The organism is Bacillus sp. NPDC094106, from assembly GCF_044764345.1.
In the GTDB taxonomy this organism is placed as follows: Bacteria; Bacillota; Bacilli; order Bacillales; family Bacillaceae_G; genus Bacillus_A.
In genome coordinates, this window is record NZ_JBIWHY010000012.1 from 111,114 (window position 1) to 131,308 (window position 20,195).

General features: G+C 37.8%; 18 protein-coding genes and 2 other annotated features. Of the genes, 7 read left to right on the forward strand and 11 right to left on the reverse strand.

The window, feature by feature from the left end:
• Nucleotides 1–51 precede the first annotated feature (51 nt).
• From ACIQ7L_RS18085 to zapA, 4 genes are read right to left on the reverse strand one after another with little or no spacing between them, the layout of a single operon-like run.
• Nucleotides 52–2,412, reverse strand: a complete 2,361-nt coding sequence (locus tag ACIQ7L_RS18085) for an endonuclease MutS2 (RefSeq protein ID WP_400570840.1) — start codon at nucleotides 2,410–2,412, stop codon at nucleotides 52–54.
• 22 nt (nucleotides 2,413–2,434) lie between these two features.
• Complete coding sequence (gene polX / locus ACIQ7L_RS18090; protein WP_400570841.1) at nucleotides 2,435–4,153, reverse strand: DNA polymerase/3'-5' exonuclease PolX; 1,719 nt, start codon at nucleotides 4,151–4,153, stop codon at nucleotides 2,435–2,437.
• 56 nt (nucleotides 4,154–4,209) lie between these two features.
• Nucleotides 4,210–4,749: a CvpA family protein gene (locus ACIQ7L_RS18095; RefSeq protein WP_400570842.1), complete on the reverse strand. Its 540-nt coding sequence runs from the start codon at nucleotides 4,747–4,749 to the stop codon at nucleotides 4,210–4,212.
• Nucleotide 4,750: 1 nt separating this feature from the next.
• Nucleotides 4,751–5,020, reverse strand: a complete 270-nt coding sequence (gene zapA / locus ACIQ7L_RS18100; protein WP_400570843.1) for a cell division protein ZapA — start codon at nucleotides 5,018–5,020, stop codon at nucleotides 4,751–4,753.
• 123 nt (nucleotides 5,021–5,143) lie between these two features.
• Between zapA and rnhC the strand changes: the two genes are divergently transcribed.
• Together rnhC and ACIQ7L_RS18110 are read left to right on the forward strand one after the other, a co-directional pair.
• On the forward strand, nucleotides 5,144–6,082 hold the full coding sequence (gene rnhC / locus ACIQ7L_RS18105) for a ribonuclease HIII (RefSeq protein ID WP_400570844.1): 939 nt from the start codon (nucleotides 5,144–5,146) through the stop codon (nucleotides 6,080–6,082).
• Between the two features lie 386 nt (nucleotides 6,083–6,468).
• Nucleotides 6,469–6,720 carry a hypothetical protein gene (locus ACIQ7L_RS18110; protein ID WP_400570845.1) on the forward strand — a complete coding sequence of 84 codons (252 nt, stop codon included), beginning with the start codon at nucleotides 6,469–6,471 and terminating at the stop codon, nucleotides 6,718–6,720.
• 37 nt (nucleotides 6,721–6,757) lie between these two features.
• On the opposite strand, the gene ACIQ7L_RS18115 is transcribed toward ACIQ7L_RS18110, so the two are convergent.
• From ACIQ7L_RS18115 to ACIQ7L_RS18140, 6 genes are all read right to left on the reverse strand, one after another.
• A complete protein-coding gene (locus tag ACIQ7L_RS18115; RefSeq protein WP_400570846.1) occupies nucleotides 6,758–6,892 on the reverse strand; it encodes a YuzL family protein in 135 nt (44 codons plus the stop codon).
• Nucleotides 6,893–6,994: 102 nt separating this feature from the next.
• Nucleotides 6,995–8,386, reverse strand: a complete 1,392-nt coding sequence (asnS, locus tag ACIQ7L_RS18120; protein WP_400570847.1) for an asparagine--tRNA ligase — start codon at nucleotides 8,384–8,386, stop codon at nucleotides 6,995–6,997.
• A gap of 52 nt (nucleotides 8,387–8,438) precedes the next feature.
• Nucleotides 8,439–8,690, reverse strand: a binding site (T-box leader).
• Nucleotides 8,691–8,753: 63 nt separating this feature from the next.
• Complete coding sequence (locus tag ACIQ7L_RS18125) at nucleotides 8,754–10,145, reverse strand: YcdB/YcdC domain-containing protein (RefSeq protein WP_400570848.1); 1,392 nt, start codon at nucleotides 10,143–10,145, stop codon at nucleotides 8,754–8,756.
• Between the two features lie 231 nt (nucleotides 10,146–10,376).
• On the reverse strand, nucleotides 10,377–12,797 hold the full coding sequence (gene pheT, locus ACIQ7L_RS18130) for a phenylalanine--tRNA ligase subunit beta (RefSeq protein WP_400570849.1): 2,421 nt from the start codon (nucleotides 12,795–12,797) through the stop codon (nucleotides 10,377–10,379).
• Between the two features lie 18 nt (nucleotides 12,798–12,815).
• On the reverse strand, nucleotides 12,816–13,850 hold the full coding sequence (pheS, locus tag ACIQ7L_RS18135; protein ID WP_400570850.1) for a phenylalanine--tRNA ligase subunit alpha: 1,035 nt from the start codon (nucleotides 13,848–13,850) through the stop codon (nucleotides 12,816–12,818).
• A 44-nt stretch (nucleotides 13,851–13,894) separates the two neighbouring features.
• Nucleotides 13,895–14,123: a binding site (T-box leader), on the reverse strand.
• Between the two features lie 92 nt (nucleotides 14,124–14,215).
• On the reverse strand, nucleotides 14,216–15,013 hold the full coding sequence (locus ACIQ7L_RS18140) for a TrmH family RNA methyltransferase (RefSeq protein WP_400570851.1): 798 nt from the start codon (nucleotides 15,011–15,013) through the stop codon (nucleotides 14,216–14,218).
• Between the two features lie 82 nt (nucleotides 15,014–15,095).
• Here ACIQ7L_RS18140 and sspI point away from each other — a divergent pair, with 82 nt between their 5' ends.
• The 5 genes from sspI (at nucleotide 15,096) to ACIQ7L_RS18165 (ending at nucleotide 18,368) form a co-directional block, all read left to right on the forward strand.
• Nucleotides 15,096–15,305 (forward strand): small acid-soluble spore protein SspI, encoded by a 210-nt coding sequence (gene sspI, locus ACIQ7L_RS18145; protein WP_097898363.1) that lies wholly within the window; start codon nucleotides 15,096–15,098, stop codon nucleotides 15,303–15,305.
• A gap of 399 nt (nucleotides 15,306–15,704) precedes the next feature.
• Complete coding sequence (locus ACIQ7L_RS18150; RefSeq protein ID WP_400570852.1) at nucleotides 15,705–16,277, forward strand: HD domain-containing protein; 573 nt, start codon at nucleotides 15,705–15,707, stop codon at nucleotides 16,275–16,277.
• A gap of 206 nt (nucleotides 16,278–16,483) precedes the next feature.
• Nucleotides 16,484–17,197 carry a CPBP family intramembrane glutamic endopeptidase gene (locus ACIQ7L_RS18155; protein ID WP_400570853.1) on the forward strand — a complete coding sequence of 238 codons (714 nt, stop codon included), beginning with the start codon at nucleotides 16,484–16,486 and terminating at the stop codon, nucleotides 17,195–17,197.
• 146 nt (nucleotides 17,198–17,343) lie between these two features.
• Nucleotides 17,344–18,057 carry a CPBP family intramembrane glutamic endopeptidase gene (locus ACIQ7L_RS18160; RefSeq protein ID WP_400570854.1) on the forward strand — a complete coding sequence of 238 codons (714 nt, stop codon included), beginning with the start codon at nucleotides 17,344–17,346 and terminating at the stop codon, nucleotides 18,055–18,057.
• A 128-nt stretch (nucleotides 18,058–18,185) separates the two neighbouring features.
• Nucleotides 18,186–18,368 carry a hypothetical protein gene (locus ACIQ7L_RS18165; RefSeq protein ID WP_400570855.1) on the forward strand — a complete coding sequence of 61 codons (183 nt, stop codon included), beginning with the start codon at nucleotides 18,186–18,188 and terminating at the stop codon, nucleotides 18,366–18,368.
• A gap of 29 nt (nucleotides 18,369–18,397) precedes the next feature.
• Here ACIQ7L_RS18165 and ACIQ7L_RS18170 read toward each other — a convergent pair whose 3' ends face one another.
• Complete coding sequence (locus ACIQ7L_RS18170; RefSeq protein ID WP_400570856.1) at nucleotides 18,398–20,185, reverse strand: DHA2 family efflux MFS transporter permease subunit; 1,788 nt, start codon at nucleotides 20,183–20,185, stop codon at nucleotides 18,398–18,400.
• Between the last annotated feature and the right edge of the window lie 10 nt (nucleotides 20,186–20,195).

Below are 20,195 nucleotides of genomic sequence, written 5' to 3' on the forward strand. Positions count from 1 at the left end.
TGCAAGTTTGTCCATAAACATACTGGTTTACCCCTTTTGTTTGGTTGTTTGCTATTTTAATTCGACAACTGTTACGCCGAGGCCTCCCTCGCCCATATCACCATAGCGGAAGTTTTTCACACCGCGATGTTTTTTCAAGTAATCTTGTACACCTTGGCGAAGTGCTCCTGTTCCTTTTCCGTGAATGATAGATACACGCGGATAGTTGGCAAGCTGTGCATCGTCTAAATATTTTTCTACACGCATCATCGCATTTTCAAAGCGTTCACCGCGAAGATCAAGTTCTAAGGAAACATGGTAGTCTCTTCCTTTAACAGTTGCAACTGCTTTTTTCTCTACTGGTTGCGGTGTATTAATGTATTCCATATCAGATTCTTTCACTTTCATCTTCAGAATACCAATTTGAACATTCCACTCATTATCACTTACTTTTTTAAGAAGCTGTCCTTTTTGACCGAACGTTAATACTTTTACTTCATCGCCTGGTCGTAGCTGTTGTTTTGGTGCTGTGTTTTTCACTTTTACTTTTTGTTTTTTCACAAGCTCTGGTGCTGCCCCTTCTAGGCGGCTTTTCGCTTCAATGAGCTCATGATCTTTCACGTTTGCAAGCTGAGCTTTACGCAATTGACGAAGTTCGTGAATGATACCTTCTGCTTCTTTCTTTGCAGCTTCGACTTTTTCTTCGCCTTCTTTTTGCGCTTTTAATAATCTTTCATCGCGCTCATCGTTAAATTCAATAATTTGACGTTGTAATTCATGATGCAGTTTTTCAGATTGCTTACGATGTTCTTCTGCTTCATTCCATTCGCGCTCTGCATTTTTTTGACTTTCTTCTAGCTTCGCAATCATATTTTCGATTTTATTTGTATCCGTACTAATATGATTACGAGCACGATCTATTACACGTTCAGATAGACCAAGGCGTTTTGAAATTTCAAAGGCGTTACTGCGTCCTGGTACACCGATTAATAATTTATACGTTGGGCTTAATGTGTTCACATCAAACTCAACGCTTGCGTTAATAACTTGTTCACGATTGTAACCATATGCTTTTAGCTCTGGATAGTGAGTTGTTGCGACAACACGCGCACCGCGGTTATACACTTCATCTAAGATTGAAATCGCAAGCGCGGCACCTTCTTGCGGGTCTGTTCCAGCACCTAATTCATCGAATAACACTAAGCTTTCAAAATCAGCTTTTTCTAAAATATCGACAATGTTCACCATATGAGAGGAGAACGTACTTAAACTTTGTTCAATCGATTGCTCATCACCGATATCAGCAAAAATATTTTTAAATACACAAATCTCTGATTCGTCTTGTACCGGGATATGAAGACCAGATTGCGCCATTAATACACAGATGCCGACTGTTTTTAATGTAACTGTCTTACCACCTGTATTCGGTCCTGTTATAACGATTGTTGTGAAGTCTTTTCCTAACATAATATCGTTTGGCACAATGACTTTTGGATCGATAAGCGGATGACGCGCTTGTCGTAAATCCATATAGCGTTCATTATTTACAATCGGTTTTGTAGCTTTAATTCTCTTCGCATAAAATGCCTTCGCAAAAATGAAATCAAGATTTGCAATCACTTCAACATTTGCTAATACGGTATCTGCTTCTAATGCTACTTCTTCTGTTAACATCATTAAGATGCGTTCTACTTCTTGTTTTTCTTTCACACGTGCTTCTTGGAGTGCGTTATTTAGTTCTACAATGACTTGTGGCTCGATAAATAACGTTTGTCCAGATGCGGATTGGTCATGAACAATACCGCCATATACACCGCGGTATTCCTGCTTTACAGGAATTACATAGCGATCATTACGAATTGTTACAATTGCGTCTGATAGCATCTTCTGTGCATTGGAAGAGCGTGTCATATTTTCAAGTTTCTCACGAATACGGCTTTCTGCAGTGCGGATTTGGTTACGAATACCACGCAGTTTATCACTTGCGCTATCGACTACTTCGCCGCCATCCCCGATGCAGTTCGTAATTTTTTTTTCTAAATCATATAAAGACACAATTTGTGCGACATGCGTTTCTAAAATGGGTAGCTCTACGCCATTATCAACCATATCTTCAATAAATCGTTTCATTTGGCGGCTACCATACATTGTACTTGCAATATCAAGAAGCTCATGTGGGCTTAGCATACTACCGATTTTCGCACGTTTTACATTTGGGCGAATATCAAAAATCCCGCCAAGCGGTGCTTGTCCTTTTAGGCGAATCACTTTTGCTGCTTCATCCGTTGTTTCTTGCATTTCTACAATTTCTTCAAAATTTGTACTTGGCACAAGACTCTTCGCTTTATCACGACCAAGTGAAGAAGCAGTATGTTCAAGTAATTGTTCTTTTACTTTATTATATTCTAATACACGCAACGTTCTTTCTAACATAGTTGCACACGTCCCCCTTGTGTTACTTATTCCGTTTCATATAGTCTAATAAACGTTCAATATCCCATGTGTTAATCACGGTATCTTTTTGAATCCAGCCTTTGCGTGCTGCCGCTACACCTGTTTCCATATCTTCTAACATTTCCAGTGTATGAGCATCCGTATTTATTGCTACTTTTACGCCAGCATCTTGCGCTTGTTTTAGTAACTTTGCACTTAAATCTAAGCGGTTCGGATTCGCATTTAACTCTAAAACTGTATCTGTTTCTTTCGCGAGTTCAATCAGTAAATCTGTATCTACATCATACCCTTCGCGGCGTCCAAGTAGACGGCCTGTTGGATGAGCAATCATTGTAACATGCTTATTTTCAATTGCTGTACGAAGGCGTTTCATAATCGTTTCACGGTCTTGTGAAAAGCTAGAGTGGATTGCACCAATTACATAATCAAGCTCTGCTAATACTTCATCATCAAAATCTAGCGTTGCATCCGGCAAAATATCCATTTCAATCCCGCGCAGAATTGTAATATCTGGATATTTTTCATTAATGCGCTCAATCTCTTTTCCTTGTTCACGAAGACGCTCTTTCGTTAAACCGTTTGCTACTTTCAAATATTGTGAGTGATCAGTAATTGCCATAAATTTATACCCACGCTCGCGGCATGCTTGTACCATTTCTTCAATCGAAAAAGCACCGTCGCTCCATGTTGTATGCATATGTAAATCACCTTGTATATCAGAGAACTGAATTAAATTCGGATATTCTTTAATTAACTCAATCTCTTTTCCGTCTTCACGTACTTCTGGTGGAATAAACGGCAGACCAAAATGAGCAAAGAATGCTTCTTCTGTTTCAAACGTCTTCACTTCACCTGTTTCTAAGTTTTCCACACCATACTCACTGATTTTCTCACCTTTATCTTTTGCAATTTGGCGCATTCTTACGTTATGATCTTTTGAGCCTGTGAAATGATGAAGCGTTGTAATAAATTCCTCAGGTTTCACAAGACGGAAGTCGATCGAAATATCGTATTCATATTGCAGACGAACCGATACCTTTGTATCACCGCTTGCAATGACTTCAATCATATTGTCAAACTGCAATAAATGTTCACGTACCGCTGCTGGCTCTGTCGTTGCGATGATGAAATCTAAATCTTTCACTGTTTCGCGAACACGGCGTAAACTACCCGCACGAGAGAATCGAACAATTTCCTGGATATTCGACAATTTCTCTTCTATTTCCCCGGCAATAGGTAAGACCATTGCAATCGGTAAACGCTCTGGACGAGAGCCAACTTGAGCGATTGCTTCTAATATTTTCTCTTCCGTTTTTTTACCGAACCCTGCAAGTGCCTGTACTTTATTTTCTTCACAAACCTTTTGTAATGATTCCATATCAATCACGCCAAGCTCTTTGTACAGCTTTGCTACTTTTTTGCCGCCAAGCCCTGGTAATTTTAATAACGGTAATAGACTGCTCGGCACTTCTTTTTCAAGCTCCTGTAATACCTCTGATGTCGCCGATTCAATATATTCTTGAATAACTGCTGCTGTTCCTTTTCCGATGCCTGGAATCTTTGTGAAATCTTCAATTTCAGAAAGACTGCGATCATCACTTTCTAATGCTGCTGCCGCTTTACGAAATGCGGATATTTTAAATGGATTTTCGCCCTTAAGCTCCATAAAAAGGCCGATTGTCTCCAGTAATTTAATCACTTGTTTTTTATTTACTTTCATTCTTGCCCCGCCTTTCTTTCATAGAAAAAAAACTTCTCTTTCCGAAAAAAGAGAAGTTATACTCTGCTACCTGTCTGCCATAGTTCCTTCACCTTTTCAGAAAGAATCGGTGTATCGTCTACAATTATTTTGCTAATTGATGATTTTTGTAATGGTGTTTGTACTTGTTCAATCGGGAGAATTGTTCCAATAATAATTAAGACAAACAAAATAATATACACTTCTAAAAAGCCAAGGATTGCCCCAGCAAGCGCATTTACTTGCTTTAAAACCGGAATTTCTGCAAACATATTCAGCAAATTACCAAGCAATGAAAGTGCAATTTTTGTAATAATAAATAATATAATAAACGCAATTGCTCGATAGAAAACAGTCTCAATATTATTCGCATCAATCCATTCTGGAACAGATACATTCTTACTGAATGGATACGGAATAATTTTCGCAAGCGCTGGCGCTAAATCTTTACAGTACCAGTACGCAACAAGGTATGCGATAATAAAACTTGCTAGCTTTACAAGTTGCAAAATAAATCCTCTTCTTAAACCAAGGAAAAATCCCATAACAAGCAGTAAAATGATAATAATATCAATCATGTTATTCCATTCCTTTGTGTGTCATACTTTCTTTCAATTTTTCATGTACTTCTTTTAATTTTATGTAATCGTGTATGACGTTTACCGCCGTCAATACCGCTAGTCTACTCGTATCAAGCGAAGGATTCCTGGCATTGAGTTCGCGCATTTTATCATCCACAATCGCTGCTACCATGCGGATATGGCTTGTACTTTCATCGCCAACAACTGAATATTGTTGACCATAGATTTCTACATTAATTCGACTTTTATTTCCCTTTTGTTGTGACAACTCATCGGCCTCCAATCACGTACAGAATCCTAAAGTTTATCATACCATGAACCATCATAATATGGAAACAGAAAGAACAATCCGATATGATAAAAATAACTATATAAAAAAGGAGCGACCATCTTGTCAAATTCTATCGTAATACAAACAAGTTCTAAAACAATTGAAGACATGCAGCAGCAGTATAAACAAGCAATTGCCCCAAAAGTTCCGCAAGGCGGTGTCTTTATGGCAAAAGTCCCATCTTGTACCATTACTGCTTATAAATCCGGCAAAGTAATGTTTCAAGGAGGACGTGCTATAGAAGAAGCTGCACGCTGGCAAAATGTTTCTCAAACACCGAAATCTTCTGTTAAAAAAACAGCGGATTCACATCGTTATGCCCCGCCCTCTTCTATTGGAACAATGTCTATCATTGGCTCTGACGAAGTAGGTACTGGAGATTACTTTGGACCGATGACAGTTGTTGCTGTATATGTCGATGCAAAACAAATTCCACTCTTAAAAGAACTTGGGGTAAAAGACTCTAAAAACTTAAATGATGCTCAAATTGCTGAAATTGCAAAACAACTCCTTGCCGTTGTTCCTTACAGCTCGCTCGTTTTACATAATGAAAAATATAACGAACTGTTCGACAAAGGAAACAATCAAGGTAAACTAAAGGCACTCTTACACAATAAGGCTATTACAAACTTACTAGCAAAGATCGCGCCGACAAAACCAGAAGGCATCTTAATCGACCAATTCACGCAGCCAGATACATACTATAAATACTTGGCAAAACAAAAAGAAGTGCAGCGCGAAAACGTCTATTTCGCTACAAAAGGTGAAAGCGTCCATTTAGCAGTTGCAGCAGCCTCTATTCTAGCTCGGTACTCATTTGTAAAACAGTTTGATGAGCTAAGCAAAAAAGCTGGTATGTCACTTCCAAAAGGTGCAGGCAAACAAGTTGATATTGCCGCAGCAAAATTGATTCAAAAGCTAGGAAAAGAACGTCTTCCTGAATTTGTGAAACTTCACTTTGCAAATACAGAAAAGGCATTTTGCTTATTGAAAAAATAGTTATTTTCAGTATGGACAGGATATAAATGAACTAAACAAGACGAAAAGAATTGTGTTCTTTTCGCCTTGTTTTTCGTTCTATATAAATACAAATTGAAAAACCGAGATAAAACCTTTCTTTTTAGATGGGAAAGAGCATCCGTCCATGCATAGAAACGGTCAGACACTCTTCCTGCCCCATGCCAAGTTAAAAACAAAGAGAGAGAACGAGCGCAGGTCACTTTTTGTTCTTCATAGCCGTGACTTATATATTGGAAAATCAAAGTGGATATATTATTTATATGCATTATCAACTACATAATAAATCCACTTTATAATATCTTTAGTGATGCTAATTATATACTGAAGCTAGCATATCTCATCTGAAATGAAAGGAGGCGCACCAAATGACTCACACCAAAATCAAAAAATCACTATACATACTCGTCCATTTAATCGCTCCTCTTACTTACTTTATTGTCTCTCTTATTTTTGGAGCCCTTTTCACTTCTAAATCTCTCATGGAAAATATCACAGATAACCTTTGCATCATGGCAATCTATTATGTGTTCATTAGCTTACTATGGTTTTTCTATTTCGATCGCTTAGACAAAGACTTAGATAAAGTTGTACAGGAAATTCAAGATAAAAACATATAAAGAAGAGTAGTCGACATGACTACTCTTCTTTATATGTTTAGCTTTGGTTTTGTTTCTTATTTGAGGAAGGTACTTTATAAGAACCCGTTTCATGTATCGTCGTTCCTTGCCCCTCGACTTGTGAAGAGCCAAGGCTTGCTCTAGAAGGATCTTTTTTAACTTTTCTGCCCATTTTATTCACCCCCAATGTTACTTTTTACTTCAGGGTGAGAAACTATACAGGAGAAAAAATAACAAAAAAGCGAGAAGATCTCCTTCTCGCTTTTTGCATATCTTAAAACTCCGCAGAACCTGGAGTTCTTGGGAATGGAATTACGTCACGGATGTTTGCCATACCAGTGATATACATTAGGAAACGTTCGAAACCTAGACCGAATCCAGCGTGTTTTGTACCGCCGTATTTTCTAAGCTCTAAGTACCACCAGTAGTCTTCTTCGTTCATGCCTAATTCTTTAATTCTGTCGACTAAAACGTCCATTCTTTCTTCACGTTGACTTCCGCCGATTAATTCGCCGATACCAGGAACTAGAAGGTCAGTAGCAGCTACTGTTTTACCGTCATCATTTAAGCGCATGTAGAATGCTTTAATATCTTTTGGATAGTCAGTTACGAATACAGGGCGTTTGAAGATTTCTTCTGATAAGTATCTTTCGTGCTCTGTTTGTAAGTCAATACCCCATTCTACTGGATATTTGAAGTCTGCACCTGATTCTTGAAGCACTTTAATTGCTTCTGTATATGTGATGCGACCAAAGTCAGAGTTGATTACGTTATTCATGCGCTCAAGAACTGTTTTATCAACGAAGCTGTTGAAGAATTCCATTTCTTCTGGTGCATGCTCTAGTACGTATTTCATTGCATATTTCAGCATATCTTCTGTAAGGTTCATTACATCACCTAATTCAGCAAATGCAATCTCAGGCTCAACCATCCAGAACTCAGCTGCGTGACGAGTTGTGTTTGAGTTTTCTGCACGGAATGTAGGTCCGAATGTGTACACATCACGGAACGCTAATGCATAAGCTTCAGCATTCAGCTGTCCACTTACTGTTAAGTTTGTTTCTTTACCGAAGAAGTCTTTTGATTCGTCAACTTGTCCGTCTTCACCTTTTGGTACGTTGTTTAAATCTTGCGTTGTTACGCGGAACATTTCGCCAGCACCTTCTGTATCACTACCAGTGATAATTGGTGTGTGAACATGTACGAAGCCGCGCTCTTGGAAGAACTGGTGAATTGCAAATGCTGCGATAGAACGTACGCGGAACGTTGCTGAGAATGCATTTGTTCTTGGACGTAGGTGAGCAATTGTACGTAAGTATTCAAACGTGTGACGCTTCTTTTGAAGTGGGTAATCAGAATCTGATAAGCCCTCGATATCAATTTTGTCTGCTTTAATTTCAAATGGTTGCTTCGCTCCAGGTGTTGCAATTATTTTACCTTCTACTTTAACTGAAGAGCTAAGTGGAAGCTTTGCAATTTCTTTGAAGTTCTCTAATTCTGTATCGAAAACGATTTGAACGCTTTTGAAGAAGCTACCATCGTTTAATTCGATGAAACCAAATGCTTTTGAATCACGTAAGTTACGAATCCAACCTGATACTTGTACTGTTTGATCTGCGTATTTATCTGTATCTCTATACAGACTTTTTACTAATGTGTTTTCCATAATGAAATTCTCCTTTGCTGATATATTTGAATACAAAAAAACCTTTCATCCATAAAGGGACGAAAGGTTAAACTTCGCGGTACCACCCAATTTGTCATAAAGACCAACTTTAACTCGTATGTAATCCATACTTCCCGGTTTGTAACAGGCCGGATTCCCGTCTAAGTCTACTCTTGAATACAAGCTTCAATTTCGGTTAGCAACTCCAAGGTGTTCTTCACATATACCGCCTCATCAGGCTCTCACCGTCCCTGACTCGCTTTGGATTATAATATATACTACTTTTCCTTATCATCGTCTTTCATTTTGTTAAACTAAAATTAATGTACTACATTCCTTTGAAAGATGCAAGTTGTCTTTAAAAGACTTACACTTTCAAAGGAAATGTCGTCCCCGTATGCGCTTCAACCATACGAACATGTCTGTCTGTTTTTAGGAACGACGGCGCGTAGCAAAGCTCGTAAGGTAATAGATTCTGCGCCTTCGTCCACACAAGTTCCATCTCTAAATCCCGAGCGTAAATAAATTTTGCTTCTTTTTCAAAGATTGTTGGTTCATCATTTAGCTCATCTAGTTCTTTATCAAAACCATTAACCGCTTGAAACTCTAAAATCTTCCCAGATTGCTGACCGACTTGAATCACTGTACTGTATGTATCTACTCTTTTACCACGATGCAGAGGATGGAACCAAAACCCGTACTGCGACTCACAATTTTCATCTTCCCATACACAATGATGCGATGGATGGCTTCTCTCTATCAGAAATTGTTCGTCAGCTTTAGAATAACATGCAAATAAAAATTGAAGTGCACACTCTCTTGCTTCTTCTTCTGTTATGGCTTCTTTCTTTCCATCTTTCCGTTCATTATTAATTACACTTATACACTGAAATGTTTCTTGATGAAAACGTACTTGAATGGTATGAAACGGCGCTCCTTCTTCCAATTCGATATCATTAGCGTAATCTTGCTTCGTCCAAAGTTCCGTTACTTTATCCTCTGTACGGTTCGTATCAATTTTTACATATGTATCATCTAACCCAATTAATTTTAAAATCTCTCCATTTTGTACAGTGCGTTTCTCTATGTTATGAAACTGCTGAACGAATCCATTATAATTCTCATATGTATGTAGTTCTCCGCTTACACCTATATCCATAACGTGATCTTTCGGTGCATAAACGAGGTGGTATGCATCATCTCCATTTGCAAACATTTCCGTATCGGCCTTCGCAAATAGCAATTCAAATCGAAGCGCTTCAATGTATTTTTCTTTCGCTTCTTCTTTTGTAATAAGCTCTTTCGGATACCGCACTTCACACGCTTCTCCTTCAAAAAGGAAATATTGAAAACGCCCGTCCTTTGCAATCTCAAGCATGACACTAGAATCCGGAAAAGATAAGTGGTAGCGTTCATCTCGTAGTTCATAGGAAAGTTGGAATATGTTATCCATTTCAATCATTCTTATAAAATAAACGGATTTAACGATATTAGGAGCAAATACTTGTAAAAAAGATTGTGCAATCTCATAAACTTCATCATGCGATAATTGTACACATCGTACTTTCTCTAAATCTCGGCACGCTTGAAAATGCTTTAATCCACCTTTTCCATCAGTTTCATAACAGGCTACTAATTCTCCTGTTCGCTGCTCAAACACATTAAACTCATTCGCACTCTCTTCTGAGGTGACCGCAAATAATTGTATGTTCTCATTCATTTTTAAAAATAATTTTATTTGTTCAAGTATATTCGTCATTTGAAATCCACACACCCTTTCTCCTATAACTTCATTATAAATAAAAGAATACCTTTCATCTACTCAAGAACCCCCTTGCTAATTAATTTCAATATACGATTGTTTTCATGTTCTTTACACCCTATTAGATACAGAAAACCAGGATTTGGTTGCATTCATTTTTTCTTTTCATAAAAAAAGAGGATCATCACTCTTACCATGAGTGACGATCCTCTCTTTCACATGTAAAAATTATTTACGTAACTCCGCACCAAATTTCTCTTCTACCGCTGCTAATACACGGCTATGTGCTTCTGTTACTTCTTCGTCTGTTAATGTACGTTCTGAATCGAAGTAGTTCATAGAGAATGCAAGTGATTTCTTGCCCTCTTCCATTTTTTCACCTTCGTATAAGTCGAATAATGTTACTTCTTTTAGAAGTTCTCCGCCTGCTTCAGCAATCACTTGCTTCATTTCGCCAGCTTTTACTTCCTTAGTCACTACAACTGCCATATCACGTGTCATAGATGGGAAACGTGGAATTGCTGAGTAGTACGTATCTTCTGTATCAGTAGCAAATACTTTTACTAGAGACAATTCGAATACAAATGTATCTTTCACATCTAATTGTTTTTGCGCTTCTGGGTGTAATTGACCGATGAAACCAATTACTTCTCCATCGAGTAAGATGTCCGCTGTACGTCCTGGATGCATGCCTTCACGTTTTGCAGGAGCATATGTGATATTACTTGCAACACCAAGTACATCGAATAATCCTTCTAACACACCTTTTGCAACGAAGAAGTCTACAACTTTCTTCTCACCTTGCCATGCGTGATGAAGTGCAAGACCTGTCATAACACCAGCAAGATGCTGCTCTTCTTTCGGAAGCTCGCCTTCTGCTGTCGGTAAGAAGATAGAACCTACTTCATATAAAGCAACGCTGTCGTTTTTACGAGCAACATTATAAGAAACTGCTTCTAACAATTGTGGTACTAAACTTAAACGAAGCTGACTGCGCTCTTCACTCATTGGAAGTGCAAGATTCACAGGAGCTTTTTCGTTTAACTCAACCATGTATTGTTTCGCTTTTTCAGCACTTGTTAATGAATACGTAATTGCTTCATATAAGCCAGCGCCTTCTAAGTAACGACGTACTTTACGACGTTTCGCTTGGGCTACTGTTAATTTACCACGCGTCATTGTGCCAGTTGGTAATGTAACTGGAATATGATCGTAGCCATACAGACGACCTACTTCTTCTACTAAGTCTTCTGCAATTGTAATATCAGGACGACGTACTGGTACGTTCACATGGAATGTTCCTTCTACTTCTGTGAATGGGAATTTCAAGTTTGTGAAGATTGTACTCATTTCACTTGCAGAGATTTCTGTACCTAATACACGGTTTACTTTTTCAGCTGTAACAGATACTGTACGCTCTTGTACTTGTAAGTTATCAACTTCTACTACACCTTCAAGCGCTTCTCCACCAGCGTATTTTGCCATTAAAGCAGCTGCATGTTGAATGGCTTCGAATGTACGTGTTGGGTCGATTCCTTTTTCAAAGCGTGCACTTGATTCACTGCGAAGACCTAAGTCTTTTGATGTGCGGCGCACTGTTTGACCTTCGAAGTATGCAGATTCGATTAGAACGTTTACTGTATCGTTATCAACTTCAGATTCAGCTCCGCCCATTACACCAGCAACAGCTAATGCTTTTGTGCCGTTTGTAATCACAAGGTGATGCGCTTGTAACGTACGCTCTTGATCGTCTAATGTTTGAATTTTTTCGCCTTCTTTTGCAAGACGAACAACGATTTCTTTTGAACCTAATTTATCATAATCGAATGCATGTAATGGTTGACCGTATTCAATTAGAATGTAGTTTGTAATATCTACTACGTTGCTAATTGGACGAATACCAGCTGCCATAAGACGCGTTTGCATCCACATTGGTGATGGACCAACTTTTACGTTTTTTACCATTTTTGCGATGTATAATGGGTTTTGCTCCGTTGCTTCTATACTTACAGAAATGTGGTCAGAAGTTTTTTCTGCTGTTTCTTGTAAGTCAGCAACTGGAAGTTTTACTTCACGACCGTAAATAGCTGCCACTTCGTATGCAACACCTAACATATTTAAACAATCTGCACGGTTTGGTGTTAAACCAAGCTCAAGTACTTCGTCGTTTAAATTTAAGATTTCAAGTGCATCTGCACCAACTTCTGCATCACTTGGGAAGATGAAGATACCGTCTGCATATTCTTTCGCAACTAGTTTTCCGTCAATGCCAAGCTCTTGCAGGGCACAAACCATACCGTGAGAAGCTTCGCCACGTAGTTTGGCTTTTTTAATTTTGAAGTTGCCAGGAAGAACAGCGCCAACTTTTGCAACTGGTACTTTTAAACCTTTTGCAATGTTAGGAGCACCGCAAATAATTTGTACTGGCTCTTCTTCACCGATGTCGATAAGACATTTACTTAATTTATCAGCTTCTGGGTGTTTTTCACATTCTAATACGTGACCAACGACAACACCTTTTACACCTTTATTTAATACTTCAACGCCCTCTACTTCAATACCACTTTTCGTAATTTTGTCTGCTAATTCTTGTGCCGTTACATCTTTAATATCTACATACTCTTGTAACCAACGATATGATACGAACATATTTATCCTCTCCTTCCCTTACGCTCGTTTGAATTGTTGTAAGAAACGTACGTCATTTGTATAGAAATGACGAATGTCATCAACGCCGTATTTCAACATTGCGATACGCTCTGCACCGATACCGAATGCGAAACCTTGATATTCTTTTGAATCATAACCAGCCATTTCAAGTACATTTGGATGAACCATACCCGCACCTAAAATTTCAATCCAGCCTGTTCCTTTACATGTTCCGCAACCTTTGCCGTGACACATCATACAAGAAATATCCATCTCAACAGATGGTTCTGTGAATGGGAAGAAACTTGGACGAAGACGGATTTCACGATCTTCACCAAACATCTTTTTCACGAATACTTCTAGTGTGCCTTTTAAGTCACTCATACGAATGTTTTTATCAATTACAAGGCCTTCAATTTGCATGAACTGGTGTGAATGTGTCGCATCGTCATCATCACGGCGATATACTTTACCAGGGCAAATAATTTTAATTGGACCTTTTTCTGTATTCTTTTCCATTGTTCTTGCTTGCACAGAAGATGTGTGTGTACGTAGTAATGTTTCTTCTGTAATGTAGAAAGTGTCTTGCATATCACGCGCTGGGTGATTTTTCGGTAAGTTTAGTGCTTCAAAGTTGTAGTAATCCTGCTCTACTTCTGTTCCTTCAGCAACTTCATACCCCATACCAATAAATACATCTTCAACTTGCTCAAGTACTGCCGTTAAAGGATGGTGGCAACCTGTTTCTACAGGACGGCCTGGTAATGTAACATCAATTGTTTCAGAAGCTAATTTCGCTTCAATTACTGCTTTTTCTAAGTGGTTAATTTTGTCTTCTAAACGCGTTTGAATTGCTTCACGTACTTCATTTACTAATGCTCCCATACGTGGACGCTCTTCGGCTGATAATTTCCCCATGCCGCGTAATACTTCTGTAATTGGGCCTTTTTTTCCTAAATACGCAACGCGTACATCGTTTAAGCCCTTTAGCTCTTTCGCTTTTTCAATCAGCTCTAACGCTTCTTGCTTTAGCTCTTTTAAACGTGCTTCCATTTGGAACCCTCCTAATTTTAAAAATAAAAAAACCTCGCTCCCTAAAAAGGGACGAGGTAAATTCGCGGTACCACCCTAAATTGACAGAACAAGTCTGCCCACTCAATTCGTTATAACGGTTTGTTAAACCGGAACGCCTTTACATAACAATGGTCCTGGCGTCAACTCCAGAGGTGAATTCACTTCCGTCTACCATAAGAGTGCTTTCAGTCTATGGCACTCTCTCCCTATATGGCGATTTTGTAAGCTACTCTTCTCTATCAACGTTTTTCATTATTTTACTTTCATTATATGTTCTAAAGAGTTGACTACGCATGTAACCACTTCTTTATGAACATGTACTTCAATTTATTATAAGAAGTTTTTTATCGATTCGCAACTGGGCTTTGTAAATAATACGTTAAAATCCCAGCAGCAACCGCAACATTTAATGATTCTGCCCCGCCGTAAATTGGAATATATAAGTTTTGATCACATTTTGTAAGAATTTCTTGGCGTACACCGTTTCCCTCGTTTCCTACAATTAATGCAAAACTTCCCGCCGGTGTTACTTCACCATATGGAACTCCGTTTTCAAGAGCTGTTCCGTATACAGGAACGTTTTTTTCTTTTAACTTGTCTACCCATTCCTCTAAGTTTCCTTTTACAATCGGTAAATGGAAAATAGAACCTTGTGTAGAGCGAAGTACCTTACTATTGTAAGCATCCACGCATCCTTCTCCAAGTACAACGGCATGAATACCAGCTGCATCAGCTGTGCGAATGATTGTCCCTAAATTACCTGGGTCTTGCAAACCATCTAATAACAGAAACTTACCATCTGTAAGAGCTATTTCTTTCTCATGCCTCTCACAAACAGCAAATACTCCTTGTGTTGTTTCTGTTTCACGAAGTACCTTTACAATTACTTCAGGCACAATATACATTTCAACATCAGCAACCGTCCAATCTTTTGGGAGATCTGTTTGATCTGAAACGATAAGTTCTGTTACAACTCCTGCCTTTAAAGCTTCCTCCACTAAATGGAATCCTTCTACAAAGAATAAACCTTTTTTATCGCGCTCTTTTTTCGTTTGTAGCTTTTTCCACTGCTTTACGCGCGGATTTTGTACTGAATCAATGTTTTTCATAATATGTATTTCCCTCTCTTCTTGTCTTCTCATTATAGCCTATTTTTCATACATATTTACATGAAAAAGAACAAAAACTAACGTCAGTTTCAATTCAGAAAAAGAGGTGAAAGTGATGAACTTTAATTTGCGCGGGGCTGTATTAGCAAATGTATCTGGAAACACACAAGACCAATTACAAGAAACAATTGTCGATGCGATTCAAAGCGGTGAGGAAAAAATGCTTCCAGGGCTTGGCGTTTTATTTGAAGTCATTTGGAAAAATGCTGATGAAAATGAAAAGCATGAAATGTTAGAAACACTTGAGCAAGGATTAAAAAAATAAGCAGTAGGAAGTCACCTTGGCATGAGCTAGGGTGATTTTTACGTTATAAAAAAGACATAAAAAACCCTTTCTTTTTAGCGGAGGACGAGAGCACCTGGCCATGCATAGAAACGGTCAGGGCCTTTTCCTGCCACGTGCAAGGTTTAAAACAAAGAGAGCAAGTGAGAGCAGGTCACGTTTTGTTTGCATAGCAGCGACTTATTTGTTGAAAAATTCAAGTGGATTTATATAGCAATGAAAAGGAATCCCCATTCTTAGAAACTGTTACTTCCTTAACCGCCTCTTCTCCTAAACATTTCTACTTTACTAATACAACATGATGGAGTAAAATGTTCAAAATATACCTAAATCTATTGGTTTCCATCATATACACCAATGAATAAAAGGAGTGAATGTTTTATGCGCCGTATTACACTTGAACAAATTTTCAAACATCATATTACACAAAAGTATGTAAATCGTTCTGGAATGGTCCATGCGATTGCCGTCGCTTACCATGCGTTTCACTTAGCCAAAAAGCATCACGCCTCAGTCGATGCGGCAACAAAGGCTGGTTTTCTTCATGATATAGGACATCATACATGGTATCGTAATGGCGAATGGGACTATGAATTGTATAAAGAAAATGATATACATGCTATTAAAGGAGCAGAAAGAGCACATAAATTGCTAATCCGATTAGGAGAACACCCTGATCAAGCAAAAGAAATTTCTGTTGCAATTCTCCTGCATACGGATTCCTTTTTGCTAGAACAAACACTTGAAAGAACGACTCTACAAAATATTATTAAGTGGGCAGATGAAGCGGATGAAGAGCCAGGAGGAGCACATCACTACCGAACAATTTCTTATGAAAAAGCATTGCAAGCAATTAAGCAATTAGACCGAATGGTAGAACATGAATTACAAACACAACAATCGACATCCTCTGCTCATATTTCTGTAAATAAAAGAACGGAGCAAATTTGTTAACAAGTAACATATTTTCAGTATCCTAGATTAGAAACACTTGAGCAAGGATACTGAAAATATGTAATAAAAAATCACCTTAACTTGGATTAAGGTGATTTTTTATCGTGCATGCTATGTAAGATTACATAATGACTTTCTCCTTTTAATATTTTATAATCTATATATTGTATTTAATTACAAAATATTTTTAAAATAGGTGATTCATTATGCAACAAGCTATACAACTAACTTACGACCAAAGGCGAACGATGTCATTATCACAATTTCTATGTTCTATCATTTTTGCAATGTGGGGAACAAATCTTCTAGCCGATCTTTTCATAAGTCTCCCTACTGTTATTTATACAGAAGGGCTTACAGATCAAAAACAAATTGCCCTCGCTACATCCCTTACAACTTCCGGGAGAGAATTATTTGTATTATCTATTTTATTAATTTTCATCTATACATACAAACCATTAAAAAATTTAATTGTCCCAACACTAAACTTTACACCACTGAAAAAATTAAGTACATATATATACTTATTCCTTTTCTATGGATTATATCTTATTATTAGTGCATTTATACTTGCTCATCTCTTTCCTGATGCAACAAAGGAACAATCTTCTGCTTTAAACTTAGAAATGTTAAAACAATATAAACTTTTATTACTGTTAGGCAGCGCTGTCTTTGTACCTATTTTCGAAGAACTTATCGTTCGCGGTATTATTCTTCACTTCTTACAACAACGTTTTTCATTTTGGATCGCAGCACTTGGATCTAGTTTCTTATTCGGAATAGCTCATACGTATTCAGCTGGTGTTATGGTTTCTATGTTCATCCTGGGGATGTTTATGGCCATATTATGTAAAAAAACAAATTCTATTATCCCGGCTATTTTACTTCATATGATGAACAACACAATTGCGCTGATGTAAAGTGAAACTTTCATTAGCCTTCACTTATCTGATTTTCAGCAGACATAGAAAGTTAACTTTCTAACTATTATGCAATATTAGAAAATGACATTCCTAAACTAAATATATATAATTTTATATACAAATACGAAGAAAGGATTCTATATATGCACTCAAATACACAACTTACATACGCCCAGAAACACTCCATGTCATGGGGACAATTTATCGGTTCCGCTTTATTTGCCTTTTTTGGAACAGGACTCATAAGCGGCTTATTTATATTACTTCCGCTTATGATTTACAGTGAAGGCGTTACGGATAAAAAAACAATTGCTCTATATGAATCACTTGGAAATACTGCAAGTACTTTATTACAACTACTCGTTTTATTGTTATTCGTCTACAAGTATCAACCAGTGAAAAGGCTATTGTCATCCGCTTTTAATTTCCAGGCACTAAAAAAAGTGAGCACCTACGTATACTTACTTATTTTCTTTGCCTTAAATATTATCCTAAATTCACTTATCATGACACATCTATTTCCAGATGCAACAACGCAGCAAGCATCTGCCTTAAACTTAGATGTTCTCAAACAATATAAATTTTTGTTAATTATTGGATTCGCAATATTCACACCTATCTTTGAAGAAATTATTTTCCGCGGCATTATCCTTCGTTTCTTCTCAGGGCGTTTTCCATTTTGGATCGCAGCAATTGGAACGAGCTTAATCTTTGGTATTGCTCATACATACTCACTCGGTGTAATGGTTATAACTTTCCTTATGGGGCTATTGATGGCTGTGTTGTGCAAAAGAACAAATTCTATTATCCCAGCAATGTTATTTCATATTATGAATAATACGCTTGCGTTTTTATAAAACGAAACATCCATCAGAGTTGGGTGAAGTCCTACCTCCTACAAATAGCCAGGAGAAGTTAAGAATTAAATCTATGAAATAAAAAAGGAGCATTTATACCTTTTATTCTCTGGGGAATGGGGATTGATATGGAGCGACTTATTCCTATCCCAACTACTATGTACTGGAGCATCTTTCCTTTAGCTGGCGCGTTAGCTAGCATAAGCGGAATTCATAATAAAATCATGAGTATCCTTATTATGGGGATTATCATGATTTCTGTTGGCGTCCTTGGGGTAACTTTCTATCAAATCATGTCTAGTCCTCTTTAAGCTGAGTCTCAAACAAAAAAGCAGAGAAATTAATTCTCTGCTTTTCGATTGGGCTTATTGCCTGATGGTAAGAATAATGATAATACCCAGGCAATACCCGCTAATATTGTTGCAATTAAGAAAGCGTCATTAATACCGTTAATCGCAGACAGCTTCGAAATTTGTCCGAATAATAGTTGCGAGCTCATCGCATCTCCAGCTTGTGCTGATCCGGCAACCCCCGCTAAACTTTGCCCCATTCCATGTACTTTATCAACTAAAATTGGGTTTGTCTTTGTTAGCATATTTCCGTAATCTGCTACGTGAGCTGTTGTTTGCTGCGTCATAATTGTAATTAAGATCGCCGTACCAATTGAACCCGCTACTTGTCTTGATGTATTTTGCGTTGCTGTACCGTGAGAAATTAATTTCATCGGCAAAGCGTTCATACCAGCTGTCATAATTGGCATCATAATAAATGACATACCAAATGAACGTATAATATAATCCGTCATAATGACGCTATATGGTGTATCCATTGTTAACTTAGTAAATTCATATGTTGCAAATGTTGTAATAGCTAATCCAAATATTGCTAACGGACGAATGCCATACTTATCAAATAACTTCCCTGCAATTGGTCCCATGATTCCCATAATTAATGATCCTGGAAGGAGCAATAAACCTGATTCAATTGGCGTAAAGCCGCGAATATTTTGCAAATATACAGGAAGTAATAACATACCTCCAAAGAGTGCCATCGTTACAATTGCATTAATTAATAATGTGAAAGTAAACGTTGGATATTTAAATACTTGTAAATCAAGCATCTTATTATCCGTCGTCAGCTCTCTCCAAATAAATAACGCTATACCAATTACACCAATGATAATTGAAATCACAACTTCTGCACTGCTCCAGCCCTTATTTCCGGCTTCACTAAATCCATACAGTAAGCTGCCAAGCCCAATACTTGAACTAATAACGCCAAATATATCTAACTTTGTTTTAGAAACTGGCTGAGCTAGTGTAAAGAATTTTACAGATAGCAATGTGACAAATAAACCAATGACAAACATCGCATAGAAAATTAAGTTCCAATTGTAATTTTGAATAATCCAACCTGTTACAGTTGGCCCGATAGCTGGCGCTAAAATCATTGCTACCCCAAGTAACCCCATCGCTGCTCCGCGCTTATGAGGCGGGAATAAAGTCATGAAAATATTCATACCAACTGGCATTAAAATCCCTGCGCCAACTGCTTGAGTCACGCGTCCTGCCATCATCATCGTGAAGCTTCCAGATACAGCACAAATAATAGAACCTACTGTAAAGAACAACATCGCTGCTACAAATAGTTTACGATACGTAAACCGTGAAACTAAAAACGCACTAATTGGCACTAAAATACCATTTACAAGCATAAATCCTGTTGTTAACCATTGTGCCGTTGAAGTGGATACGTTAAATTCATTCATTAATGCCGGCAAAGCAACGTTAATGACTGTTTGGTTTAAAATTGACACGAACATGCCGAGAATTAATACCGCTACAACTGCTTTTACATTTACATTTTCTACTGGCAATTGCTTTTTTGGTTCTTTTTTTGGTTCTTCTTTTGTAATTTTCGGTATTTCTTGTTCTACTACTTCTTTTTTTGGTGTTTCTAATTCCACGACATTTGAAGATTCTTGTTCTGGCTGCTTTGTTTCTATCTTACTTACCGCTGGGACCTGTTCTTCTCCCACGTTCGTTTTTTTCTTTCGGAAAAGACGATTTACAAGGAAGAAGACGATAATACAAAATAGTGCATATCCTACAATTAAAGCTGAGGACATTTCATCTCCC